This window comes from Leptospira ainlahdjerensis (genome assembly GCF_016919175.1).
GTDB classification, from domain to species: Bacteria; Spirochaetota; Leptospiria; order Leptospirales; family Leptospiraceae; genus Leptospira; species Leptospira ainlahdjerensis.
This window is the reverse complement of the sequence record NZ_JAFFPU010000035.1, coordinates 1-25,154: the sequence shown is the minus strand read 5'-3', so window position 1 is coordinate 25,154 and position 25,154 is coordinate 1. Positions and strand designations below refer to the sequence as shown.

The following is a 25,154-nucleotide window of genomic DNA, read 5'->3' as shown; positions in this document are numbered from 1 at the left end:
AAAGGATTCCATCGAATTTCCAAAGAGTCGTTGAAAGTGAACAAAAAAAGGACACACTTTCGGATTAAGGATGGATTTTGTCGGGGGTGAAAAATATACTAAACGTATATATAGCGAAATTGTTGGAGCAAGAATTTGGAGACTACGAAGGATTTACGCGATTATCTTTTTTGGGAAGTGGAAGAGACTCTTAGAAAGTTCGAATACGACTTCCAAGTATCTCCAGAACCGATCCAAGTCCTAAGACATACTTACGCACTCGAAATCGTAAATCGTGTTTTCGCAACTCTCGAGAAAGAATAATTATTTTTTACGGCGGAATTTTTCGATCACAACATTCAAAGCTTCTAATTCTGTATCCGGAACTTCTAGAAGATTCTCCAGTAATCCTTCTATCTGAGGTCTCGCTCTAATCTTCCTTAAGATCGTTCTATAACGATCCGTTTCTCGATCCGACTTTAACTCCGTATCGGAAAGCAACATTTCTCCTTCCCCGGCTATCAGCCAAAGCGGATTTACATTGTGTTCCGCACGAAGTTTCACCAAGGATTCTTGCGAAAAACTTTTTGCTCTTTCATTGATAAGATCACTGATAAAGGCAGGTTTCAACTCTATGGATTTTGCAAACTCAGCCTGAGAAATCCCCAAAGTTTCTATGAGTTTTTTCAATCGTTCAGAAAATTTTTTATCCGCTTTATACATTTCTACCGTATTTTTTACTTGACCAAAATACATTTTTAACGTATGGTCGTTTCAGACGGGACGATCCCGCCCAGGTTACATTTCGCTTTTAAAAACCGAAGTTCGGTCACTCGCACTGCCCAAGCCTCTCAAACGGAAGCGAAATCGCAATCACAAAAAGGAGTCGATGTGATCTTCACGAATAAAGACGGGCGCAAGGAATTGATCTATGTTACGCATCGAGTGAAAAACTCGGCTGAATTCGTAAGAGGAATAAAAGGAAACTATAACTCCCTCTCTAAGAATTTAAACAGAAATCATTCAGACTCTATGATTCGAAAAGAATTCAAAAAGTGGAATGTTTTATTTAACATTGGTCAGTCGTCTCGATCCTACAATCAACCAAACAAAGGAGAATAGAAGAATGAAAGAAGTTACATCGCTAACACTAGATCGAAGACAAAGTTTTCTTCGAGATAACCTGAACCCTATAGTTCTTGCCGACATTGAGGACAAAATGATCGGCCAAATTGCCGAATACGTCAAAGAACAATTTCCGACCTTCGATTGGAGATGGGACGATCATTCAGAGATGGCGGACAAAGCTGTCACTTCGCTTTTCTTAGTTAAGAACGACATCGTCCAAATCTGCGAAAAAGATCAGAATAAGGTTCGGGAGTTTATCAGTATTCTTGAATATATTTTGGAGGAGGAATACGGAGAATGATTCTAATTAAGGAGCGGTTAACGTTATTAAGAAGGGGACTTCTTCTTTCCAAACTCTATAAAAAGGACGGAAAAAGAAGAACCCATTTCGAAATTATCGAAAGTCTTTTGAGCAGATCCGCGATTATAGACGCCTTTCTCCAGGACAACAAGCTTGAGGGGGAATTTTCAGAATGGATCAATGAACGAAAAATCAAGGAGAATTTGGAATATGAGCGTTGAATTATGCATCGGATGCAATCGGAACGTTTCCCTCTTTCAAACGGATCTCTGCGAAGAATGTCTAAAAGAAAACTTTCAAGATCTGACTCGGAACATCGATAAGATTCGACCTTCTTGTTCTAAATTTTCTCCTCCCGTAAGCAAAAAGAATCCATGTATGAGGGCTGTATGAATCTTACTAAAAAACAGAAAATTCTAAAATTAATCCGGGCTGACAAGAACATCTTCGAAGATTGCTGGAAAGAAGTTCCCGAACACATGATTCGTAAATTAAAAGCGGATGAACTCGCGGATTATATGAGCCGCCACATTCTTCCCGTTATCGAAAGAAGAAACGTTCGAACTTCTTACCTTCACAAAGCACTTTCTAAAAAGGAAATCGCGGTCGCGTAAAATAAGATGAGCAGTATTAATCCGGTTAGATTTCTCGTGAACGGGGAAATCGTTCATTATAAAAGATTCTGGAGAAGAGGACGATCCTTATCGCAACGTTTGGAACAGATCGTAATCGAATCCAAATTAAATCTCAGGGATATAGCTTTCAAATATTCAATTTGCGCCGAAGACGATTTCGAAAATAAAGCGGGACCTATCTATCGCGAACACCTTGCCGATGTGATCAAGGATATTCGAAATACGACACGTTATGTGATAGCGATTGAAAACTCTTGGAAACTTCCGATTGAAACGATTCGAAAAATCTATCAAGAAGATAAAGAAAGGGAAAAACAAGGGCAGTCTTTGGACCCTGATTCAATAAGGGAATTTGCAATTTGGTATTCCGGCGTTCTTAATTCTATCGGCGTTCGATAATAGATAAATTTAAAAGGAAAACCACTATGAAGGGATCAAATAGACAAACGAGTAAAATCACAAAGTCGGGAAGGAAACAAATCTTCCGTAAAAAGAATTCCGACAGTGAAAGTTCTACCTTTTTCAAGAAACGGAGTTTCGGTTGAGATGACTTCAAAAAAGGAGGGATTTATGTCCAAGTCAAAAAAAACAATCAATAAGAATAGTATTTTAGATTCACGCGATAACAATTTCAAAGATAGAACCGAGCTCTCTCAAGCAATACAATTGCTTGGAGAGATCAAACGGGAAAGAGATCGAATCAAGAGCAAGGTAGACGACCGGATCAGCAGACTTCAATTAGATCTTCAGAAAAAGATTTCACCACTGGATATAAAAATTCAGAGCATCGCTTCCGGCATAAAATATTTCGTTGAGCGTCATAAGGAGGAACTCTTTCCGAATTCGGATTATAAAACGTGTAAACTGAGCACAGGAGTTTTAAAACTTCGCAAAACTCCCGCCTCGGTAAAAACCAAAGGAACTCTAAAATTTTTTGAAAGGATTCTTTCCGAAAACGGACTTCTGGAAAAATTCGACACCTTGATCTTTAAGTTGAGCGGCTTATATCTTCGGGTAAAATTAGAACTCAACAGAGAACAGATTCTAGCGGAGCCGCTCAAAGCCATACAAAAGATCCACGTTGAACTTAACGAAGAATCAGAGCGTCTCTACATTACACCTAATGAAACGGAAATCGAAATCGAAGCCGTCGAGGATGCGGCATGATGTCGAAACAAATAAACAAGGAAGCCGATTGGGCAACGTTCATCGCATTTACGAAAAGATTTTCGCCTTTCACACACGAAGAAGTTCAAAGTCTGAAAGTAAAGATAGATCCTCTGAGTTTTACGATCGAAACTTCAATATGTTCGGAGTACGTAAAGATTCTCATAGAACGTTATTTTAAAGGCACGGTATGGAAAATTCAACAAGGAGAAAACAATGCGGTCGATGTTTAAGGCTCAACTCAAAATTCAATTCGAAGACTTGGAATTCAACGATTTTACCGATGCGGTTTTGGACGAATTCGGAATGGTAAACATTGCAACGATGACTCTCTATGCGAAGAGGAAATTGGGAGTTTCGCAAACTACGATAGAAAAAATTACGAAAACAAAAAGAAACTGACCTCTTCGTTCTTAAGTCTTGAAAAAGGAGAAACAAAATGGATCAGATCATATATAAGAATCTGAAAAACTATAAGTATCAACTGATGAAAAGTTACGAATATCAAACCCCAATACACTCGAGCTCCTTTCTCCAGATCGGCGTCCCTGAGGTAAAAATTTTTGTCGAACTTTCCAAAGAAGGTCTTTTGAAAATTGAATCCGGCTATGCTTGGGACGGTCCGAGCGGCCCGACGATCGATACAAAAACTTTCATGCGGGGCTCCCTCATTCACGACGCTCTTTATCAACTGATGCGCGAAAAAAAATTAGATCGCTCCCTTTATCGCGAAGTGGCCGACAAAATTCTCAAAGAAGTTTGTCTGAAAGACGGTATGAATTCCTTTCGCGCGAACTATGTTTATCAGTCCGTTCGTCGGTTTGGAGAGTCATCGGCAAAGCCAAAAGATGACACAAAAGAATGGGAGGCGGCTCCTTGAAAACGGTCGAATCGGTAACTTTGGTAATCGGATATGCGGCCTTTTGGACGTTGTTTGTCTGGTTTTTCGTAGGCGCGATCGCCGCATTTTTTTGGTTTTTCTTGGTGTGGAAGCGAAAAGGCCGAGAAAGAAAATAAACCTTTTATTTGATTTTTATCGTCAATCGTTTAAGAAACGATTTTTCTTGTGCGCATTTCACATCAGATTTATCCATCATTCTAAATTTGGAAGATAAGAGAATCCCTGAAGAAATAAAAAGCCCGTTCTTCCGAACGGGCTCGTTCACAAAACCGAATGAAATTCAATAATCAATCTACGGAAGGAGAAATCATTTTTTCCGGAAGAACCCACTGATCAAACTGCTCACTTGTCAAGAGCCCCAATTCAATTCCGGACTCCTTAAGAGTGCTTCCTTTTTTGTGAGCGTTCTTCGCAATTTTCGCCGCATTATCGTAACCGATATGAGGATTGAGAGCCGTAACGAGCATCAGAGAATTATTCAAATGTTCGTTGAGTTTTTCTTTGTTCGGTTCGATTCCACGCGCGCAGTGTTCTTCGAAAGAAACGCAAGAATCGGAAAGGAGTCGAATCGAATTCAAAACGTTATGGATAATCAGAGGTTTGAAAACGTTTAACTCAAAGTTTCCGGACGCTCCTCCTATATTGACCGCAACGTCGTTTGCGATTACCTGCGCCGAAACCATCGTCATTTGTTCGGATTGAGTCGGGTTCACTTTCCCAGGCATGATCGAAGAACCCGGCTCGTTTTCAGGAATACTGATCTCGCCGATTCCGCAACGAGGACCGGAAGAAAGCCAGCGTACGTCGTTTGCGATTTTCATCAGGGAAGCGGCAATCGTTTTTAACACACCGCTTACTTCTACGAGAGAATCGTGAGCCGCTAAAGCTTCGAATTTATTTTCGGCGCTGACAAAAGGAAGTCCGGTTTCCTTTGAAATTTGTGCCGCCGCTTTTACGGCGAACTGAGGATGCGTATTAAGACCGGTTCCAACCGCAGTTCCGCCTAACGCAAGTCTGTAAACGGAAGGAAGAACCGCCTTCACTCTTGCAATGTTGTATTCCAATTGCTGAACGTAACCTGAGAATTCCTGACCTAAAGTCAAAGGGGTCGCGTCTTGAAGATGCGTTCTTCCGATTTTTATAATATTCTGAAATTCTTCCGTTTTCTTTTTTAAAGTATCTTTGAGTTGCACAAGTGCGGGAATCAATTTTTGATTCAGTTGTTCCGCCGCCGCAATATGCATAGCGGTAGGAAATGTGTCATTGGAAGATTGGGCTTTGTTTACGTCATCGTTCGGGTGAATTGGTTTTTTCGAACCTTTTACGCCGCCTGCGATTTCAATCGCCCGGTTTGAAATGACTTCATTTGAATTCATGTTCGTTTGAGTACCGGATCCGGTTTGCCAAACAGAAAGCGGAAAGTGTTCGTCCAACTTACCCGAGATCACTTCATCCGCAGCTTGGATAATGAGATTCTTTTTCTCTTCGGTTAACAATCCGAGCTCTGCGTTTACGATCGCAGCGGATTTTTTTAGAACGCCCAAAGCGCGGATCATTTCCCTTGGAAAACGGTCGTTCCCGATATGGAAGTGATGAAGGGAACGTTCCGTTTGCGCCCCCCAATATTTCGAATCGTCTACAGCGATTTCACCCATTGAATCCGTTTCGATTCTGGTTTTCATGAAGCCTCCGAATGGTTACAAGTTAATTAGAATATTATTTTTCCGCAGAGGATAGAAGGTTCTTAAGTAAATCCTAATATGATTTAAAATCAAATAAGAATCGTCATTCTTCTCGGAATCGTCTCAGAGTGTCCGCAAGCGCGGAAAACTCAGGTTTTTTTGCGGAAACATTATCGAGATAATCCAGAGTGGATTGAATCCAAGTAGGATCGGATTCTAATTCTCTTCGAATGAAAACGTGCCGAACCTGATTCATCGCTCTGATTTCCAGATATCTCCGCTTCTGGTCATAGTAAATGAGGTCGGCCACTTTGTCTTTTCCGAATTCGGGAGAAGCAACCGCAACCACAACCTCATCCAGCCAAATCAAACCGTTGTTCTTACGATCCACGTAATCGATCGCTTTCTGAAGTCGAGCGGGGACTATCATTTCCTTTTCTTTCGGTCCAACAATCACACCCAAAGAAAGTTTCTTTTTCGGTTTAGAAGAATCTTGTGGAGGATTATCAGGATCAGAAACTTTCAGATCTTTTCGAACAAAACCTTTGTTCGAAATCTCTCTTTCTTTTGGAGCAACTGAAATTCCAAAAAGACTCAATATGAATTCGATGATTCTTTCTAGGATCGATTTCGAGGCTCGTTCCGTACGGATTCTTTCCTTTTCAGTATCTTCTTCCCATTCTGCGATCGCTTTACTCAGTCGTATTTGTTCGTCAACGGCGGCTTGGCCGTCTTTTAAATCCGAAACTTCTTTTAAGAATTCGTAAATTCCTCTTGGATATCCGTTTTGTCTAACAAGATTATGAATCGAAGTTCTTCTTGGCCGAATGTCAGTGAATGCGCGCAAGATCATACTCTTCGCTAAGATCTGAAGACCAATTACCTCGCCACCCGGCCCTTTTCGTTCTTTTTTTAGAAAATCTTCTCTTGCACGAATCCGTTCCAAAACTTCCCTGAACAGTTCGTTACGACTCATTCCTACGGAATTAAGAGCGACTTCGTCGACTTCGAAATTGGAAAGATCAAAATGAACCGGTTCTTTCGATTCTTTAAAGCGAAATAGATTTTCGCCCGTGATAAGATTGATCAATGATTCTTTTTTAAGATTGGAAAGAGTCCGAATCGTTTGAATTAAGATTTCGTAAGCCTTGATAAAATCTCCGCCGCCGACCCAATTTTTTCCGGACATAAACGCGGGATGTTTTTTTAATTCCTGCGCGTATCTTTCCGCCTGTTCATTTCCAGTAAGTTCGATCCAGGAAGATTCTTCCGTAGGCAGGATATGTAAAAGAATTTTACGGGCAATGACTGTGAACAACTCGAAGATGACTTCCAACTCCGTGGTTCTGCCTTGTTCGTCTTTTTCTTTCGCGTGTCTGAAACTCAGAAGCTCGTCCAAGGAAGGTTGGAAAAGATGAAAGCGGGGATGAAGTTGCAAAAGAGGAGAACGGGATCCTCTTTTTTCTAGAACCGGTAAAACCTCGGGTTCTACTTTTATAGTGGAAAGTTGATTTAGAATTTCTCCGGGCTTTTGATCCAACAATTGAAAAATATTGTTAAAAAGATCGCCTCTTACTTGCAATCTACTCAAAAGAGATTCAAGTGAAAGAGATTCCAAATTTTGCATAGACTTTTCGAGAAATTTAGAATCCGAAAGATTAATCGGCATCCCTTTATCGTCAACGTTGATGTAATTTTGGTGAACCCAGTCTTCGATTTCAGAATTCTTAGAAACGTTTAAAATAAACTGATCTCTTGCGTGCAACATTTCTAAAACCGAGGCGACACTTTGTAAAAGGCATCCTCGTTTTACTTTTACGATCTGATCGGCCTTTAAGGACGCGGGACGAATGATAACGCTGACGATCTGAAGTTCTCGGATCTCTTTTTGGAAATGAAGATACTGATAGGATTGAATTCCTCTTCTTTCCTCGAGAAATTTCAAATCTTGCAGTTTGAGGTGTTGAAGCTGTTCTATCTTTGTAAGCGCAAACGGAGAATGGTTGAAAAGAAAATAATTCTCAACTCCCTTCTCCACCAAATCGATATCTTTAAAAGCTCCCGGATTAAATTGAAGCATCAGGACTTTGAGTTCCTGATCGGTGATCATATCCTGAGTATCCTCCGTACTGATAGCGGAGGTTTCGGGAGTAGGGACTTGATTTTCAGATTTGGACATAATCCACCGTACCCGATTCAGGGTATATTGTTAAGAGACTTTAGAAATTGGTAAAAGCCTCGTATCTTTATAAATATCGGATTTCGAAAGTGAGAAAAAAAATCAGCTTCGGATAATTCCTTCCAGAAATCCGAGATATTTTTCTCTTCCAGGATATGGAATTCGAGCGGATCCGCTCGCAACCGCGGCTTCTGCAACGGCAGGAGCAACGTGAAAAAGGACTCGTTTATCAAAGGGTTTCGGAATCAAGTATTCCGGACCAAATTGAAATTGAACCCCGCCGTAAGCTAAACTAACAGCCTCAGGGACTTCTAACCGAGCCAATTCCGCGAGAGAACGCGCGGCTGCCAATTTCATTTCGAGAGTGATGTGGCGAGCCCTTACATCGAGAGCTCCGCGGAATATAAAAGGAAAACCTAATACGTTGTTCACCTGATTCGGATTATCGCTTCTTCCGGTTCCCATGATTAAATCGGAACGGACAGCTTTGGCAACCTGATATGGAATTTCCGGATCCGGGTTTGCTAAAGCGAAGATTACCGGATTCTTAGCCATAGAACGAACCATATCCTCATCGACCATGTCTTGTACGGAAACACCGACAAAGATATCGGCTCCATTCATCACGTCTTTCAGAGTTGTAGAATCCGTTTTTTGAACGTATCTTCTCTTCGACTCGTTGAGATCGGTGCGATTGTGATGGATCACACCTTTCGTATCGACTAAAAAGATTTGTTCTTTTTTGATTCCGATATGTTGAATGAGTTCAGCGATTGCAATTCCTGCGGCACCAGCGCCGCAGATAACGACTTTAACGTCTCCAGCTTTTTTACCGGTGATTTCAAAAGAATTGAGAAGGCCTGCAACGGTAATAATCGCGGTTCCGTGTTGATCGTCGTGAAACACGGGGATGTTCATTTTTTTGATGAGTTCTTCTTCGATATAAAAACTTTCGGGAGCTTTGATGTCTTCCAGATTGATTCCGCCGAATGTCGGCTCGAGAAGTTTCACCGCGTTGATAAATTCATCGGGATCCTTCGTGTTTACTTCGATATCGAAAACGTCGATGCCCGCAAATTTTTTAAAAAGAACCGCTTTTCCTTCCATCACGGGTTTACCGGCAAGGGCTCCGATATCTCCGAGCCCGAGAACCGCAGTCCCGTTTGTGATGATGCCGACTAAATTTCCTTTGTTTGTATATTCATAAACGAGATCCGGCGTGTCTTTGATTTCTAAACAAGGATAGGCGACACCGGGAGAATAGGCGAGGGAAAGGTCATAAGAATCCAGAGTTGGTTTCGTTGGAACCACTTCTATTTTTCCCTTAGGATGGAGCGAGTGATACTGTAGTGATTTTTCCCTCATACGATATTTCCCATATTTTTGAATTCAGACCGTGAGACCATAACATTTCATTTGCCAACGCAGAACTTGCTAAAGATTCTCCCTAAAATTTCTTCGGTATCCACTCGGCCGTTTACTTCGCCGATCTCGGTAAGTGCGTAGTCGATTTCTTTGATATAGATTTCTGCGGGTGCGCCTTCTGCGATCAAATGCAACGTGTTGTTTAGACAGCGGACGATGGTTTCGAAATGATATCGCTGTCTTTCCTCCAAGAGGACATAATCCTCGGAGTGACCGAGACTTCCGGCCCTTTCCTTGATCGCTCCGAGAAGAATGGAAATGCCATCCTTGGTCTTACAAGAAATTTCGCAAAGAGTGAGGTCTTCTATGTTTGAAAAAAGATTCGGATTCCAAGAAGAATCACGGATGTCGATCTTGTTCGCGACAAGAATCGAACCCGAAAGACGAACACGATTCTTATCAACATATTGTTTCCAATCCACTTCTTTGGAAGTATCGACCAAAACGAGTCTGATGTCTGCGGATTGAAATTCTTTCTCGCTTCTTTCGATTCCGAGTTTTTCGATCGTGTCTTCGGTCTCCCGAACGCCGGCAGTGTCGACGAGTCGAACGGGAATTCCTTCAAGTAAAATTTCTTCGCTAATATAATCTCTGGTGGTTCCCGGAATTTCGGAAATGATGGAACGATCTTTTCCTAAGATTACATTCATCAAACTCGATTTGCCCGTATTCGGTTCCCCATAGAGAACGATTCTAAGTTGTTGAATTAATTTTTCTGCGGAATCCGATTTCTGAATCACGGCCTGACACAAGGTTCGGACTTTTTCGATTCTGGCTTTTCTTTCTTCCAAGGATTCGTAGGTAAGATCTTCGGTTGAAAAGTCGATCTCTGCCTCGCATTCCGCTTTGAGAGAAATGAGCTGGCTTCTCAGGTTCGAAGTAAAACGAGAGACTTCGCCGAATACATTTTTTTGAGCGAGCTCGAGTTCAAAACGAGAACGAGCCGAGATCAAACGACCGATCGCTTCCGCTTCGGTCAGATCTAATTTTTCATTTAAGAATGCTCTGCGAGAAAATTCTCCTTGTTTCGCAGGACGGGCGCCGGCCCTGAAGATGGCGTCTAACGCTTCTCTTAACAAGATCGGATTTCCGTGAAAATGAAATTCGCAGAGATCCTCTCCGGTATAAGAATTGGGAGCTTTGAAGTAAAAAAATAAAATCTGATCTACTTTTCTATCTCCAACTTGAAACACGCATTGAATCGCAACTCGAGGTTGGATTTTATCAGGAGATAGAAAATTATTTTTAGAAAAAAGAAATGAGGAAGAAATCGTAAGGGCTCCCGGCCCGGAGATTCGGATGATACCGATGGCTCCGGATCCGGAAGCAGTTGATATAGCTGCTATCGTATCATTCAAAGTTCGCTTCTTCGAGAAGGTCGTTGTTAGGACCTTTCTCAGCAACGTCTTTGTATTTGTGTTTATCTTTCATAGGAATGATTCTTACTTTTTTGTAAGTTCCGTTCCCTTCGGATCTCGTGAATACTTTCTCATTTTCTTGAAGAGCCATGTGAATGATTCTTCTTTCAAAAGGATTCATTGGTTCTAAAAGTTTGGATTTACCGGTTTTTGCAACGGTTGCCGCTACGGATTTTCCAAGACGAACCAAAGATAATTCTCTTTTGTCCCTGTAGGATTCGATATCCAGAACGATTTTTCTTCCGTGTCTGATTTTAGAATCCACCATCAAGTTGAAGATGAACTGAAGAGCGTCTAACGTAGCTCCTCTTTTTCCAATCACTAAACCGGATTCTTTGCTTGCGATTTCGACGTAGATTTTTCCATCCACGTCGCCCATTCCTACCACTTCGGCTTCGATTCCCATTTTTTTAAGAACGGTGAGAACGACCCCGTGAATGATTTTCTCCGCGGGAAGATCCCGAGAAGTAACGTAAGCCCGGACTACTGCCGGCTTTTTTTGTGAGATTCCGAAAAAGCCGCCTTTTCCGGAATCAACGGTTTCAAAACGAACCTCGTCCGAATTCAGTCGGAGGGTTTTGAGAGTGTAATCTTCGGCTTCGGACTTCGATTTGGCCTCTGCTTCAAAGATGTAATTTTCCATGTGTTTATCCTCGATAATGAGTTCGTTGCGAGATCAGGCTTTTGCCTTTTTCTTTTCCTCGGTCTTTTTCAAGTGGTTTGTAATCCACTGTTGAGCGATGGAAAGAATGTTTTGAAAAGTCCAATAGAGTGTAACACCGGAAGGCATGTTCCAGAAGATATAAAGCATCATTACCGGCATTACATACATTAGCATTTTCTGATTCGGATCCATGGAAACCGAAGTCATCCTTGTTTGGAAGATCTGAGTTCCAACCATCAGAAGTGCGAGAAGATTTAAACCGAGTCCGGTTTGTGTAAAATATGGAATCGCAGGAGAAGTCCAAATTACGTCCGGTTCACTAAGGTCTTTAACCCATAAGAACGGAGAATTCCAAAGATCAATTGTATCAGAGAAAGCGGTATAAAGCGCGATAAAAATCGGAATTTGAATCACCATCGGAAGACAACCCCCGACCGGATTGACGTTGTTCTTCTTATAGAGCTCCATCGTTTTTTGCTGACGCAGCTTAGGATCGTTCGCAAATTTTTCGTTGATCGTTTTGAGCTGAGGACTGAGTTCCTGCATCTTCTTCATACTATCCGCTTGTTTCTGATTGAGTGGATAAAAAACGAGTTTGAAAAGAATCGCAAAGATGATGATACTCCAACCGTAGTTAGGAACCGTGAACTGATAGATTTTTTTCAGAACCCAGATGATTCCGTTTCTGAAAGGGGTAGTCATTCCTTGGTTGAAAGATTTATTTAAGTCGGCGCTTAGACCCGCAAAAGGACTGTTCTTAGCTTGGTTCGGATCGAGTTCGGGATTTCTAAAAACCATTCCTTCACTTTCACGAACGCCCACATAAGTCCCGAAGTCCATATTGTAAGTTTCACCGGGAGTTAATGAAATATTATCATACAATAATACGGCCCCGGTTTCATTTTTCGTTCTGTTGTCCAAAACGACACCCTGTGGTTTATGATCGAGAGGATCCGCAACTGCGATAAAGTATCGAGAACCTGTCCCGGCAAAATCAACGCCCGATTCTACGTTTGTTTTTACGCTGAAGCTTTCGTCGGCTCCGGAATTACCCGTAAAGAAATTTCCAACCGAGGACCAAAATCCAAGAGAAGAACTTCCGTCCAAAGAATCGTTAAAAGATCCGCCGATATGATAGAAACGAAAGAAGTTTGCGGTATCACGATCGTTTAGGGCTCTGTCTTTCGGAAGAGGACCAAGACTACCGAAGGTTCTCAGGTACTGAGTATTTTTCTGGGAAGCAAAGGAAAGTTTTTCTTTTGTAAGGTTTACGATGGAAAGTGAGATTTTAAAATAATTCTCACCGGGATAAAAACGGAAATGTTTTTTTAGAAGAAAGGTTTTGTCCGGAGATACGGCGCTAAAAACCACGGAAGAATTGGCTTTGTCTTCTTCCAATGAAAAAGAAATATCGTTCCAATCGGATTCCGGAAGTTGATTTAAAGAATTTACGAAGTTAAAATCGAAACCCTTGTCTCGGGAAAGTTCGACCGCTTGATAAGATTTACCATCGACGTTAACGGTCTCAGGATTTTTACGAGCGACTTGCATCAAATCACCGTTAGGTCCTACATAATCTTTTACATAGAATTTGGAAATTCTTCCGCCTAAGGAACTCAACTCGACAATGTAAGAATCCGTGACAATTCTTGCTTTCTTTTCGTCGGAAGGAGCGACCTTAACTTCTTTCACCGGAGCGGTGATCTGAGCCTCTTTCATCTTTTCGATTTGAGTTTTGTTTTCTTTTTTGATATCCGAAGCTTTGTCCGAAGTAGCTTCTTTCGTTTCGGGAGCTTTTTTAGGAGGAGCGGAAGGGAAGAAAAAATAATTCACTCCCATCCAAATTCCCATACTTAGAATCAGAGCTAAAAATAATCTACTTTGTCTATCTTCCATCATTTCGTCCTTTTTATGTTAGGTGGTAAGGGATCTTCGAATCCCCGAGAGAGAGGATTGCATCTCAAAATTCTCCAAGTACTCAACTGCAATGCGCGGAAAAATCCGTATTCTTGAAATGCTTGTGCTGCATATTCTGAACAACTTGGGGTAAATCGACAGGCTGGAGGGAGTAAAGGAGAGATTAGCCGTTTGTATAGCTGAATCAGTTTGATTGCAAGTTGGTTCATAAGATTCGGTTGATCAGAGAGACCAGAATCTTAACCAGCTCCCCGTGGGTTAGATCCAAAATTTCTTTTTTGGCTAATATTGCGATATCAAAGCCCTTTAGAAAATTTTTCTCTTCCTCGTGTATGACCGATCTTAGTTTCCTTTTGATCCGGTTTCTTTGAACCGCAGTTTTTACCGTACGTTCCGGACAGTATAAAAAACGATTCTTAGATAAGGAATTAACGGTGAATACTAGAACGATCGGGAAGCGGGAGACTCTTTTTCCAGCCTTAAAAAGAGATTGTATCTCCTTCCTGGATTTTAATGTCTCTTCGATGGCTTAGTTCTTAGAATTTTTTACCGAGTTTTTCGTCGGAAACAGTGAGCTTATGTCTGCCCTTCTTTCTTCTACGAGAAAGAACTTTTCTTCCACCGGAAGTAGCCATTCTCGCGCGAAATCCGTGTGTTCTCGCTCTTTTTACTCGGCTGGGCTGGTAATTTCTTTTCATACTTATCCCTGATTGGCGTTAATGATTGCGTAAATTTCTTCTGTTTAGAAGAATCCAATACTCTTTCTAACAGAAGCATTCTGAAAAAAGTCTAAGTCAACCATTTCACATCCGATTCTGATGTGAATTTGTCTTGATCGGGATTTCTTATATTCTTAGGAATTTCAGGGAAAACCCTGAGGAGAAGGCCCGAACGACCGGAGGAGGATTGTTCAGAATCAATCCTCTGTCCTAAAATAAAAAAACCCGGCAACGTCCTACTCTCCCATGCAGCGAACCACACAGTACCATCAGCGATGAGAGGCTTAACTTCCGTGTTCGGGATGGGAACGGGTGTGGCCCTCTCTCTATAGTCACCAGGAATCTTAAAGTCAGATTCGCGTACCGGTTTGTGCGGTCAATCTTAAATTAATAAAAAAGATGAAAATTCTTCTGAATTCTTTCGGATGTTCGTTTTAAGAATTTGGAAAACGGCATTGTAGATGTTCTCGATCCTCTCTTCGAAAAAGAATCATTTTCCGTGGATAAGGATTCTTCTCGAGGAAGTTCTGATTTTTCGTTTTCCAATTCGATGCGATCGAATATCCAAACTGGCTGGCAGGTTCTCCCGTAAGAATCGTATTCGCGTTCGGAGCTCCGACACTCGGAATGCCCGAGGATGAGCCTGAAAAAATATAAGCCCTTCCCGTATTTCCTCCACCCGAATATCCATAAGCCCCAATCGCTGCATCCGAACAGCCGTCTCCGTTTGCATCCACGAGGTTAACAAAAATTCCAAATTGATCCCCTATCGTTTCTCCGACAAAGGTTGTATGTGCGGTTCCGCCGCTCTGAAGATTTTGACTTGAGATCCCGGAAGATCCTCCGGAAAGAAAAAGAAACGAATTCCCCGTAGCAAGACCGTAGGCTCCTACAAGCGCATCGGCAGATCCATCCCCGTTCACGTCTCCTAAGGAAACCGAGATCCCAAAAAAACTTCCCGCGCCTTGCCCTGTAAGAATCGTATTCGCAAACCCCGATCCGGAAAGATTCTGATTTGGAATCCCGGATCCCCCATTCGAATGAAAAACATAAGCTCTGCCTTGATTTGCTGTGTACGATCGGGCTCCGATCAAAGCGTCTTGAAATCCGTCTCCGGTCACGTCACCCAAGGAAACCGAAATTCCAAATTGACTTCCCGTTTCCCCGATTAGAATCGTATTCGCCGTTCCACCTGTGGAAAGATCTTGCCCGGAAATTCCTCCGCTCCCACCCGAATGAAATAAATAAGATCTAGAAATTCCATCGGCTCCCACTAAAATATCTGAGTATCCATCCCCGTTTGAATCTCCAGTCGCTACCGTAATCCCGAAACGTCCGTTGATCACGGACCCAATGAAAGTGGACTTGGCGTTGGAAAGGCCTCCGGTCGGAACTCCGGATGCTCCGGAAGAATAAAATACATCCACTCTTCCGGTGGAAGTAGAATAACCGTAAGAACCGACGACTACGTCCTCAAATCCGTCTCCGTTGATATCCCCCATAGCGAGAGCGCCTCCGAAAAACATCGTCGAACCGGCCGAGAGTGTCGCACTCGGAGTCGCATTCGTAAGAATTCCGTCACCGCCTAAAGAATGATAGATTAGAACCTTATCCGCACCCGCGTTCGGGGCTCCAACAACAGCATCTGCGTAACCGTCTCCATTGACGTCTCCTAAGGCTACGGCCCATCCATATTGCCCGGCCGGAACTCCCGCTATACTCGTTTTTGCGGAATTTGCCGATTGAGAAACGATTCCCTCAACTCCTCCATAAAATAGGTAGGCCTTTCCCGTTCCGGCGCTGAATTGATTCGCCCCGACGAGTACATCCGGAAAACCGTCGCCGTTGACGTCTTGATTGTTTCCCTTTCGAATCACAACCGTCCTTTGTGCGGAAAGTGGACCGGAGCGGATCGTAACCTTATGAATCGAATTTTGCTTCCAAGAATCAGCCCCCTTTGGTAACGGAAAAAACCAGGTGTTCTCCGTTACCAAAGCGCCTTGAAAGAAGCCATCATCGAACGAAACCTCTACGGTGGATGCGAAGGGCGCCGTATTTCCCGTTAAAAAACCGGAATTTAAAACTCCAAAATCTCGAACGTTACGAATAGAAGGTGCCGTACAATTTGCAGCTTGGCCCAAAAGACATTGGATGATTATATTTTCATAATATGCCCCGGAACTCATATCACCCGGATTCAAACTTCGAATACGCGCACATCCGGAAAGAAGAAAAAAACATGCGAGGACGATTATTTTTTTTCTAAAAAAAGAGGTCGTGTTCGAATCAAAAACGATAGAGGATGTCTTTAAATTCGAAAAACAATTTTGGAAGAAGAAGTTCAGAGAGAAATACAAACCAACGTTCACTTGTTTCAAATTAGGTCCAAAAGGACTTTTAAGTCAATTCCAATTCTTTTAGAATAAATCAAACGAAACCATAAAGCCGGAATACTGGCCGAAAATGGAAATTTTATTTCTTTTTTCTGCTCGGGAGATATTTATAATATTCCACTTCGATCGTGTTAATTAAGAAAGTATAATATTTTACGAGCTTCTTATCGTATTTTTTTTTCTGGGCTTCGTTCCGCAAGAATTCGGAAATCTGATCCCGAATCAAAGGCGCCTTCAAGTCGTTATGATTTAAAATGATAGATCCCGGCATTCCCTGTGGAACCAAATCGTCAGGAATGATGATGGTCGCAGAATTCTGCAACAAAGCGTATTCAATTGTTGAGGCGACTTTTTCATCGTCCTTTTCTCCCTTTAGATGGGCCACGCTATTTCGGATGTTATCCAAATTCTCATAGATTTTCTTACGCAACGAACGGGAATCGTGAATCTTATCCGTGATCTTTGTAAAACGACTTGGAAAGACGAATCTCTCGGCCCCTTTTGCAATCAAGCTCACTTTTTTTTCTTTGGGGGTTTCGCCTTTTGTATAAGTATGTTCCTCTTCAGAGTCTTCATTCCCGGCATAAAAACCTTCAGCGGAAGAGGAAGTTGCCGATCCGTATTCTCCCTTAAAACCCGAACCGAGCGAAGCCGATCCTCCGGCTCCGAGGATATCCGATTTATCCTTATCTCGAAAATAAAAGGCGAGCATAAAACCTAAAAACAAACTTACCGGAATTCCGACGAACAAGATCCCTGTAGTTTTAAAATGGACGGATGCGATTAAGAATAGAATCATACTCGCGACAAAACCCAACATACCCATCGGAAGATTAAATTTTTTGGCGAATTCCTGGGAGCGCTGTTTTTCCGCTTCGATTTGTTCGATCGCTTGGATTCCTTGCTGCAATTTGACGATGCTATCGGCTTTCAACTTCGCGTTTAGACCCGGATGTTTTGGATTGCTGAGAGTCGTATTGATTTCTTTCGCGATATCCAATTCTTTTTGGAAGGAAGGATTGTTAGCAGCCATTCCGCTTAACTTATGTAAGACGGCAGCCATATAGCCCGGATCGACCGCGTAGATCTCGGAGGTTTGATCCGGTTTTTCAATCACCTTCATTCCGAATTGTGCGGCGATGTCTTTTTTTAATTCTTCAACCATGGCCGGATAACGCGTTTCGTCCATCAACCCCGAAGACTTTAATTTTTGTTCCGGTGAGAATCGATAAAGGGTTTGGTCCTGTAAGGTAGTCTCCGCGATCTTATTCAAAATTCTTGTTTTAAGCGATTTAAAAACATTCTCTTCTTTTCTTTGAACCAACTTATCCTTTTCTTCGATCAATCTAGATAGAATTTGAATCGAAGCTCTGCAGGTTTCGGCAATTTTCTTTCCAAGTTCGTCTGTCTCACGATCGAAAGGATAATCGTTGATAAGCGAAATTAGAGCCTTGACCTTTTCGCTGTTTTGCCTTCTTCCAGGTTCCACCAGTTGAACGTGGGTCTGTTCGAATTCCGCAATTCTCGTTTTGAATAGGGTGTAACCCGCCCTTTCACTCAGCTCCTTGAGATAAGGAATAGCGAATTTTTCAAGGGCATCCGCCTGACAACGATAATGCGCGATGACTTCCGGTTGGTTTACATAGGAACCGTCCGGGTTCAGCTGAAGGTCATCCAGGATAATATGATAATCCGGAAGAATTTTCATCACATAATTCTTCTTGAGCGAATAAGTAAGAAAGTCCCTTAAAAAATCGGTCATCGGAATATAGCTGTAAGGCTGAAAACCCCGTTTGAGCAATGTGGAGAATTCGGCTTCGATCGAAGCCAATTTTGGGAATAACCAAATTTTGCCCGCTTTATTTTTATGAAGCAAAAAACCGCCTGGGTTATCTTCGTCCGGAAGTTTCGGCTTTTTAGCACGATTTTGAAGAATCAAATCGATCATCTCTTCCGAGAATTCAAAACAAGCGACTCGAAAAGGAGTTACGTCGGTCTTTGTTTCTTTTTGCGGACTTGCGATTGCGATCCTTGCCAAAACCTTGGCGCCGTTGCGGACAAGAAATGGATAAATATAAGCGGATTTATTTTTTCCCTTTTTCTCGTAATCGACCAACTGTCTCAAAGCAAAATCTACACTCTGAGGCGACTTTGATTGTTCGCTTAGATTTCTATACTTATTGAGAAGTTCGGAAAGCTTGTCTAACGTTAGTAGATAGGAGGGGTGGATTCCCTTCGAACCGTGTTTTTCCGTTTTTTTATGCCAATCTCTTAGTTCGTCTAAGATACAACGAGCGGTGGCGGAAAGTCCGACCGCGCCTTCGTTTAAAAAAATATAATCCGGCATAAGAGACTGGATTTCCACCGGCTTACTCGCCGCCAGTTCTTCAAAGCTTATGTCCTGTTCAGTACTTTCCATTTTTTTTAACAATATAACAAGGTGATTTCGATAAATTAAATCTTTCTAAGTATCCAGTCTTCCATTCCGAATGGCAGGACGAAACCTTTTTATTTGGAGAATTTTTCCAATACTCGGCCGATTCTCAAAATTCCTTCTTCGATTTCCTTTTCTTCTTTCACAAAACTCAAACGAAAACATTCCTCTCGATGAGACCAGCTCTGATCTGAGCCTGGGAAAAAAGTTTTCCCAGGCACGATGATCACACCCGCTTCTTTTAGAATCGGATATAACTCGGAAACCGTAAGTTTTAAATTCTTTACCCAGACCCACAAAAAAAACGCCCCATCGCTCTGATGAATTCTATAATCCAAATTCGAACTCCAGTTTTGACGGATAACCCCTCTTGCAAACTCCGACTTTTTTTGATAGTAAGGCAGAATAACGTTCTTACATAAACGTCTCCATTCTCCGGAACGGAAAAGTTCGAGAGCGATATACTGCCCCGGACTGGCGCTCGTCAAATTGATAACCGAATTGGCTTTGTGTAAAAGTTCTATCGTTTCCGAATCGCCTAAAACGAATCCGGTTCTCACACCGGGAAGTCCCAACTTGGAAAGACTGAATCCCTGAATCATCCCGGGCTTGTGAATAAAGGAACTTTTTTCGAAAACAACCCCCGGAAAAGGATAACCGTAGGCGTTGTCGACTAACAACGGTATGTCGGCCTCCTTCGCCCTAGTAATGAGAAATTCCAATTCAGCATCGGTGATCACGTTTCCGGTAGGATTCGTGGGTCGGGAAACGCAAATACAACCCGCTTGTTTCCTCCAATCGGAGAAGGTTTTAAATTTTTCCTTGTCGATAAAATATTTATAAGAATAAGAATCGATCTCCTGAATTATCGGTTGAAAGGATAAAAAGGAATCCTTTTCCAAAGTTTGATCCGTATAACCGATGTATTCAGGAAGGATGGGAAAAAGAATTTTTTTATTTCTGTCATTTTCAAATTTGCCTGAGAAAAAATTCAACAAAAGATAGAATGCGTTCTGACTTCCATTAGTGATCGAAATTTGGTTTTCGGAAATACGAGTCCCGGATTCTTCGGATAAGATAGATGCTACACATTCTCGTAATTCTTGGATTCCTGCCGGAGATTCATAGCTTCCTAAAATTCTTTTTAGACTTCCAGATTCGATCTGTTTGGATAAAATCTCTTTCCAAACCTCCGTGACCTCGAGAATCGAGGCGGGATTTCCTCCCCCAAGCATACAAGCGCCCGGTGGAGGATCGCCTAAATCGTGCATAAGTTGTCCGATTCCGGTTTGCTTTTTGAATTTTTGTCCAAATTGAGAATATTGCATACCGTACCAAATTTCTTCCGAACTCTAAAGCAGGAAACAGAATCTAATCGAAAAGAGAAATTTTGTAGATTCTTTTTACAGAGAATCGGATCGTCTTCTCATTCCTTTTATGGTTGCGAAAATCGCCATAGACACTTTTGCAGAATTTAAGATCAGAATTTATAAAAACAAATTTCTTACGGGAACCAGAGAATCGACATGGAAACGAATCAAAATAAAATCAAGTCCAAGGAAATCCAAAACCTTCGTGAATTCTTAGAACAATATCCTTGGGACGAAGAATGGACCCGGTCCGGAAAACCGTTAGACGTCCTCTGGGAATTTGAGTTAGCCATCGATTTAGAATCTCTTTGGCCTTGGCTCATCGATACGTCTTCGTTTAACAAAAGAATAGGTATTCCCGAAATGAAATACGAGGAAAGGGAAGGAAAGCTATTCGGTCGTTCTAGAAACGCCGGCATTCTGATGGAATGGGAAGAAGTTCCTTGGGAATGGGAATACTGTAAAGGTTTAAACAATGCAAGAATCTACAGCAAAGGCCTCGGTAAGTATGTTCGATGCCGTTATTTAGTGGAAAAGCTTTCGCCTAACAAAACGAAACTCACCGTTTATTTCGGATGGATCCCGAGAGGAATTCTCGGAAAGCTCATCCTTCCGATCGGAATGAAACAACTCTTTCAAAGTTATCAAAAAGGACTTTTAGGACTTCTCAAAGATATCGAAACGAGAAAACAAAACGATTCGATAATTAATCTTAACAATAGGTTAAAAGAATCGGAGCCCGTTACCGAAAACCTCAAGCTAAAACAAATCAGAAACAATTTAGCGAAGGAAGGAATCGACGAAACTCTGATCGATCGAGTGATTCATTATATTCTTTCCGAAGACGAAAACGAACTCTATCGGATTCGGATCAAAAAATTGGCTTTGGATTGGAAAATTCCCTTAGAAAGTCTTCTCCTTCTTTTTTTACACGGTTGTAGACAGGGTTTGTTTACGCTTTCCTGGGACGTAATCTGTCCGCACTGTCGAGGAGTTCGATCCGAACTCAATAACCTGGGGGACGTACCCTCCCAGGACTCTTGCGATGTCTGCGGGATCGATTTTGAATCTTCAAAACTCAATACGATCGAAATTACGTTTCACATTCATCCTTCCATAAGGGAAGTTCAAAAAAGATTCTTCTGCGCCGCGGAGCCTGCTACAAAGTCCCATATCCGTTTTCAAAGGACAATTCAACCGGGAACCGAATATATTACAGATTTATTATTAAAGGACGGAATCTATCGTCTCCGAATCGCGGGAGAAAAAAAATACAATCTCCTAGAACTACAGCCTACCGCGAATGAAACGATTCGGTGGACAGCGGACCAATCGGAGCAAGAACTCACTGCAAGACCCGGACCGAAGGTACAAATTTACAATAGCGAACTGTCGCCCAGAACATTCGTCATAGAAGAAAAGAAAGAAGACGCTTACAGCCTAAGACCCGCGGAATTGTTTAACTTCCAAGACTTTCGCGATTTATTTACGGAACAGGCAATCGCTTCGGATCTTCAACTCGATATCGGAGTCCAAACAATTCTTTTTACCGATATCGTTGGATCCACTCGATTCTACATTTCCGAAGGAGATACCGGCGCCTTTAAAGAGGTTAGAGAACACTTCGTACAAGTCTTTCGAATCATTAAAGCAAACAAAGGTGCCGTAGTAAAAACGATTGGAGACGCGGTGATGGCTTCGTTTTCAACTCCGTTGGATTCTTTATTAGCCTCCGTTGAATTGCAGAAAGTATTTCAGATTTCTCCGGAAAACCGAATCCAAATTCGAATCAGCGTACATACTGGTCCTTGTTTGGCGGTAAACCTAAACAGCAATATCGATTTTTTTGGGAACACCGTAAATTATGCCTCAAAACTCCAAGGGATTACGGATGCAGGAGAAATCGCTTTTTCGGAAGCGATCTTTCGGGACAGCGAGATTCGGAATTATCTGAGAGAAACCGGTTTAAAAGTCAGAAAGGTTCCTTTTCAATTACCTTGGTCAAAAGAAGAAGATGTCGCATACAAATTAGCATACGACTTTAAATGAATCCGAAAAGAAGCGCTTTTTTACGGCGCTTCTTTTTCCAGCTGATCAAAAACTTGCAGGAAAAGATTCGATTCTTGTGCGCCCGAAACCGCGTATTTTTCGTTAAAAACAAAAAACGGAACTCCGGAAACGCCCAATTGTCTTCCTCTCAATTCTTCTTCTTGAACTTCTTTTAAAATAGATTCGTTTTCTTTTATGTAGTTGAAATCGTCCTCATTCAAACCGGCTTCTTTCAAACTTTCCAAAATCACCGCAGGGTCCGAAAGATTTTTTCCTTCTGCAAAGAAATTTTTGAAGAAGATTCCGGTAAGTTCGGAAGCCTTCCCCTTGTCTTTAGCTCTTCGAATCAACGCATGTAATAAGAATGTATTGGGTTGATGACCTTGTTGTTCCGTTGAAAAAGGAAGCCCCTCGGCTAACGCGATATCGGCGACTCTCTGAACCATCATCTTGACCCGCTCCGCAGAACCGAACTTACGGCTCATGTGTAAAACTCGATCTTCCCCTTCCTCGGAAAGATTAGGATTGAGTTGAAAGGCCTTCCATTCTATTTCAATCTTATCATTGGGATGGGATTTTTTGCGAAGTTCGATCGCGTCCTCGATTCTTTTTTTTCCGATATAACACCAAGGACAAACAACGTCCGAATAAATCGAAATTTTAGTTTCCAATTTCTATCTCCTCAACTCCCAAAAAGGAAAGAATAAATCCAATGATCATGGTTCGTTTGTAAGGATGTGAAAAATTTTCCCGAACAACCTAACAAAACTTGGATCTTATAAGTATCAGACTGTTGTAATACAAATACGGTTTAAACATAAAGTGTTAAGAATTCGAATTTATAAAAGAAGGTCTAAATGGAGAATTCAGGGACATTTCATTTTTTCGAAAAAGGAAACGAAGGAAGCCGGAAAAATCCGAATTCAGAGAATTCTAAAATCAAGACGAAATGAATGAATGCGATGGAGACGGCGGGGTTCGAACCCGCGTCCTATTGCGCCCCAGATTAGCCTCTACGTGTGTAGTCTATGTATAAAGTTGTCGGATCGAGTTTAACCCACAGACAGGACTCTCTCTCCTATTCAGCTCAAATACGATCTCTCTCAGGAACCGAAAACCAAAAGAGACGCCTCCCGAAAAGTGTCAGAACGTTTGGCCCTCAGGAGAAAGAACCAAGGTTCCGTAGCAGAGATTAAGCTGCTAGGGCTAATTCGTTATTAGCGGTTATTGTTTGAAGGTTTTGAGAGGAGCCTACAACCTCTACACGCCACATAATCCCTGACAACAACAGTCGAAACCAATTTCGTCCCCGAGTTATCTTTTTATTAGACTGTCAGAATTCAGAAACTCGGATGCTCTCGCAAGTTTTTTATCAAAATAAGAATTTTATAGGCAAGAAAGAATACTTCGTATTAAAAAAGGAGAAAAAAGAAGAATTGAGATGTTAACCATATAACTAATTCATTAAAAGGGGTGCAAATACTATGGATCAAATCAAGGATAAGATTTCCTCGTTTGGAGCTTTTCTTTCCTTCGCGGGAATCGTTTCCGGAGCTTTGAGTTTCTTCAACTACAACTTAAAGATTCTTATGTGGATCGACAATTGGGGAGTGGCAACCGGTTGGGCAATTCGGGCGGGTTTGGTAGCCGTCGGCGTAATTTTATATTTCTTAGGAAAGATAGGAAGAGATTCCGCAACTGCTTAGTACAAGAAAAGGGCTGCCCAAAATAAAAAACGGTGGCCCTTCTAAAAATAATAAATCGCGGAAAACTTCGATTCCGATTCCCCTACTTCCGGTCTAAATCGACTTCCGAATTTAATCTCAAAAGAACCCCTCTCTTTGGAAGCAATTTCTTTCTTCTTTCCAAGAATAGAAATTACTTGAGTTACTGAAAAATCCAAAAGTAAAACGGATATCAATCCTGTGGCGGCCCTCTCTCTTCCTTCGTTGATTTTTTCTTGAGTGGTATATCCGCCTGAAACCGGATCCTTTACTAAAGAGGCATTTTCATAAATAAAGACCAAACTGATAAATTTCGGATTTTCAGAGGAAACATTGGTATCGAGGTTTCTGTATGCGGAAAAAAGATTTACCGGATCATCAAAAAAGCGGGCCGTCGGTTTCGAATAAACGGATATCATGTGAACGAGGTAAAGTTCCGTAAGAGAAAACAAAGCCCCCAAGGAAGGATATCCTAAGCGATAGAGATTGGACCATCCCGGAATCAAACTCGGAAGCGACTCCAGAATCGATTGTTTCACAATCGCAGAGTTACTGAGAAGAGGCGACCGTCTCTCCGAATTCGTTTTCGAATCCTTGGATAAATCGTTCCCGTTACCGGCATTCTCATCCTCTGATTTCGAAGAATCCTTTGACACACCGTTCCATAAAACCGGAATCGACTTAATGGATTTAATCGAATGAATGGGTATGTTCACGACGGAACCCGTTTCCGATTCGATCGTAACCGAAAACTTTCCCAATACGGTCTTAACGTTCTTATACTCGATTCCGTTTCTAAGAATGACGTTATCCGCATATAAATTCCCTAAAAAACAGGGAAAAAGGGGAGAGACACAAAAAATAAAAATGAAAAATTTGATATTGGCTTTTTGCCGATACAACTCCGATCTCGATTGATTTCGCATAGTTTTGTTAAATTTCTCGATACACAAATCGAACTGATTGATAGTTTCAGCGAATTGTTTAAAATGATCGAGTCTTTTATTCGAAATCGATCGAGTCGACCGCATCCACCGGAAACAATAGATTTCCGTCCGATTTTAAAAGA

The 25,154-nt window shown here is 41.8% G+C and carries 27 protein-coding genes, 1 rRNA gene and 1 other RNA gene; 12 read left to right on the top strand and 17 right to left on the bottom strand.

Annotation, left to right across the window (positions count from 1 at the left end; translation table 11 throughout):
- Positions 1–135 precede the first annotated feature (135 nt).
- A complete protein-coding gene (locus JWG45_RS09950; RefSeq protein ID WP_205279597.1) occupies positions 136–303 on the top strand; it encodes a hypothetical protein in 168 nt (55 codons plus the stop codon).
- Here the strand turns inward: JWG45_RS09950 and JWG45_RS09945 are convergent, their stop codons facing one another.
- Positions 304–702, bottom strand: a complete 399-nt coding sequence (locus tag JWG45_RS09945; RefSeq protein ID WP_205279730.1) for a helix-turn-helix domain-containing protein — start codon at positions 700–702, stop codon at positions 304–306.
- A 403-nt stretch (positions 703–1,105) separates the two neighbouring features.
- Between JWG45_RS09945 and JWG45_RS09940 the strand changes: the two genes are divergently transcribed.
- The 9 genes from JWG45_RS09940 (at position 1,106) to JWG45_RS09900 (ending at position 4,090) form a co-directional block, all read left to right on the top strand.
- Positions 1,106–1,408 (top strand): LIC13344 family protein, encoded by a 303-nt coding sequence (locus JWG45_RS09940; RefSeq protein WP_205279596.1) that lies wholly within the window; start codon positions 1,106–1,108, stop codon positions 1,406–1,408.
- A complete protein-coding gene (locus JWG45_RS09935; protein ID WP_232380623.1) occupies positions 1,405–1,629 on the top strand; it encodes a hypothetical protein in 225 nt (74 codons plus the stop codon). The genes JWG45_RS09940 and JWG45_RS09935 overlap by 4 nt, the downstream gene beginning before the upstream one ends.
- Positions 1,619–1,801: a hypothetical protein gene (locus JWG45_RS09930; protein WP_205279746.1), complete on the top strand. Its 183-nt coding sequence runs from the start codon at positions 1,619–1,621 to the stop codon at positions 1,799–1,801. The genes JWG45_RS09935 and JWG45_RS09930 overlap by 11 nt, the downstream gene beginning before the upstream one ends.
- Positions 1,798–2,022 carry a hypothetical protein gene (locus JWG45_RS09925; RefSeq protein ID WP_205279595.1) on the top strand — a complete coding sequence of 75 codons (225 nt, stop codon included), beginning with the start codon at positions 1,798–1,800 and terminating at the stop codon, positions 2,020–2,022. The genes JWG45_RS09930 and JWG45_RS09925 overlap by 4 nt, the downstream gene beginning before the upstream one ends.
- A 6-nt stretch (positions 2,023–2,028) precedes the next feature.
- Positions 2,029–2,442, top strand: coding sequence for a hypothetical protein (locus JWG45_RS09920; protein ID WP_205279594.1), 414 nt, complete (start codon positions 2,029–2,031; stop codon positions 2,440–2,442).
- Between the two features lie 171 nt (positions 2,443–2,613).
- Positions 2,614–3,210 (top strand): host-nuclease inhibitor Gam family protein, encoded by a 597-nt coding sequence (locus tag JWG45_RS09915; protein ID WP_205279593.1) that lies wholly within the window; start codon positions 2,614–2,616, stop codon positions 3,208–3,210.
- Complete coding sequence (locus JWG45_RS09910; RefSeq protein ID WP_205279592.1) at positions 3,207–3,443, top strand: hypothetical protein; 237 nt, start codon at positions 3,207–3,209, stop codon at positions 3,441–3,443. The genes JWG45_RS09915 and JWG45_RS09910 overlap by 4 nt, the downstream gene beginning before the upstream one ends.
- Positions 3,427–3,612 (top strand): hypothetical protein, encoded by a 186-nt coding sequence (locus JWG45_RS09905; RefSeq protein ID WP_205279591.1) that lies wholly within the window; start codon positions 3,427–3,429, stop codon positions 3,610–3,612. The genes JWG45_RS09910 and JWG45_RS09905 overlap by 17 nt, the downstream gene beginning before the upstream one ends.
- A 37-nt stretch (positions 3,613–3,649) precedes the next feature.
- On the top strand, positions 3,650–4,090 hold the full coding sequence (locus tag JWG45_RS09900; protein ID WP_205279590.1) for a hypothetical protein: 441 nt from the start codon (positions 3,650–3,652) through the stop codon (positions 4,088–4,090).
- A 308-nt stretch (positions 4,091–4,398) separates the two neighbouring features.
- Here JWG45_RS09900 and fumC read toward each other — a convergent pair whose 3' ends face one another.
- The 13 genes from fumC to JWG45_RS09835 all read right to left on the bottom strand — a co-directional run bounded on the left by fumC (position 4,399) and on the right by JWG45_RS09835 (position 20,270).
- Complete coding sequence (gene fumC / locus JWG45_RS09895) at positions 4,399–5,793, bottom strand: class II fumarate hydratase (protein ID WP_069605798.1); 1,395 nt, start codon at positions 5,791–5,793, stop codon at positions 4,399–4,401.
- Positions 5,794–5,896: 103 nt separating this feature from the next.
- Positions 5,897–7,972, bottom strand: coding sequence for a hypothetical protein (locus JWG45_RS09890; RefSeq protein ID WP_205279589.1), 2,076 nt, complete (start codon positions 7,970–7,972; stop codon positions 5,897–5,899).
- A gap of 102 nt (positions 7,973–8,074) precedes the next feature.
- Positions 8,075–9,337, bottom strand: a complete 1,263-nt coding sequence (locus JWG45_RS09885) for a malic enzyme-like NAD(P)-binding protein (protein ID WP_205279588.1) — start codon at positions 9,335–9,337, stop codon at positions 8,075–8,077.
- 47 nt (positions 9,338–9,384) lie between these two features.
- A complete protein-coding gene (gene mnmE, locus JWG45_RS09880; protein WP_205279587.1) occupies positions 9,385–10,755 on the bottom strand; it encodes a tRNA uridine-5-carboxymethylaminomethyl(34) synthesis GTPase MnmE in 1,371 nt (456 codons plus the stop codon).
- Positions 10,748–11,458: an RNA-binding cell elongation regulator Jag/EloR gene (jag, locus tag JWG45_RS09875; protein WP_069605794.1), complete on the bottom strand. Its 711-nt coding sequence runs from the start codon at positions 11,456–11,458 to the stop codon at positions 10,748–10,750. Before jag ends, mnmE begins: the two co-directional genes overlap by 8 nt.
- A gap of 33 nt (positions 11,459–11,491) precedes the next feature.
- Positions 11,492–13,375 carry a membrane protein insertase YidC gene (gene yidC / locus JWG45_RS09870; protein WP_205279728.1) on the bottom strand — a complete coding sequence of 628 codons (1,884 nt, stop codon included), beginning with the start codon at positions 13,373–13,375 and terminating at the stop codon, positions 11,492–11,494.
- The gene (yidD, locus tag JWG45_RS09865) at positions 13,375–13,605 is read right to left on the bottom strand and encodes a membrane protein insertion efficiency factor YidD (RefSeq protein WP_205273598.1); all 231 of its coding nucleotides are present in this window, start codon (positions 13,603–13,605) and stop codon (positions 13,375–13,377) included. The genes yidC and yidD overlap by 1 nt, the downstream gene beginning before the upstream one ends.
- Complete coding sequence (rnpA, locus tag JWG45_RS09860; protein ID WP_332476469.1) at positions 13,602–13,892, bottom strand: ribonuclease P protein component; 291 nt, start codon at positions 13,890–13,892, stop codon at positions 13,602–13,604. Before rnpA ends, yidD begins: the two co-directional genes overlap by 4 nt.
- A 40-nt stretch (positions 13,893–13,932) precedes the next feature.
- Complete coding sequence (gene rpmH / locus JWG45_RS09855) at positions 13,933–14,094, bottom strand: 50S ribosomal protein L34 (protein WP_205273597.1); 162 nt, start codon at positions 14,092–14,094, stop codon at positions 13,933–13,935.
- Between the two features lie 244 nt (positions 14,095–14,338).
- A 5S ribosomal RNA gene (gene rrf, locus JWG45_RS09850) occupies positions 14,339–14,455 on the bottom strand.
- A 94-nt stretch (positions 14,456–14,549) separates the two neighbouring features.
- Positions 14,550–16,301, bottom strand: a complete 1,752-nt coding sequence (locus JWG45_RS09845; RefSeq protein WP_205279586.1) for an FG-GAP-like repeat-containing protein — start codon at positions 16,299–16,301, stop codon at positions 14,550–14,552.
- Between the two features lie 286 nt (positions 16,302–16,587).
- Positions 16,588–18,927, bottom strand: coding sequence for a hypothetical protein (locus JWG45_RS09840; RefSeq protein ID WP_205279585.1), 2,340 nt, complete (start codon positions 18,925–18,927; stop codon positions 16,588–16,590).
- Between the two features lie 89 nt (positions 18,928–19,016).
- Positions 19,017–20,270 (bottom strand): valine--pyruvate transaminase, encoded by a 1,254-nt coding sequence (locus JWG45_RS09835; protein ID WP_205279584.1) that lies wholly within the window; start codon positions 20,268–20,270, stop codon positions 19,017–19,019.
- A gap of 198 nt (positions 20,271–20,468) precedes the next feature.
- Between JWG45_RS09835 and JWG45_RS09830 the strand changes: the two genes are divergently transcribed.
- Positions 20,469–22,361, top strand: coding sequence for an adenylate/guanylate cyclase domain-containing protein (locus JWG45_RS09830; RefSeq protein WP_205279583.1), 1,893 nt, complete (start codon positions 20,469–20,471; stop codon positions 22,359–22,361).
- A 20-nt stretch (positions 22,362–22,381) separates the two neighbouring features.
- On the opposite strand, the gene JWG45_RS09825 is transcribed toward JWG45_RS09830, so the two are convergent.
- Positions 22,382–23,032, bottom strand: coding sequence for a DsbA family oxidoreductase (locus JWG45_RS09825; RefSeq protein ID WP_205279582.1), 651 nt, complete (start codon positions 23,030–23,032; stop codon positions 22,382–22,384).
- 289 nt (positions 23,033–23,321) lie between these two features.
- Positions 23,322–23,672: a transfer-messenger RNA gene (gene ssrA, locus JWG45_RS09820) on the bottom strand.
- Positions 23,673–23,845: 173 nt separating this feature from the next.
- On the opposite strand from ssrA, the gene JWG45_RS09815 reads away from it, so the two are divergent.
- Complete coding sequence (locus JWG45_RS09815; RefSeq protein ID WP_205279581.1) at positions 23,846–24,067, top strand: hypothetical protein; 222 nt, start codon at positions 23,846–23,848, stop codon at positions 24,065–24,067.
- A gap of 41 nt (positions 24,068–24,108) precedes the next feature.
- On the opposite strand, the gene JWG45_RS09810 is transcribed toward JWG45_RS09815, so the two are convergent.
- Positions 24,109–25,011: a hypothetical protein gene (locus tag JWG45_RS09810; RefSeq protein ID WP_205279580.1), complete on the bottom strand. Its 903-nt coding sequence runs from the start codon at positions 25,009–25,011 to the stop codon at positions 24,109–24,111.
- Positions 25,012–25,154 lie beyond the last annotated feature (143 nt).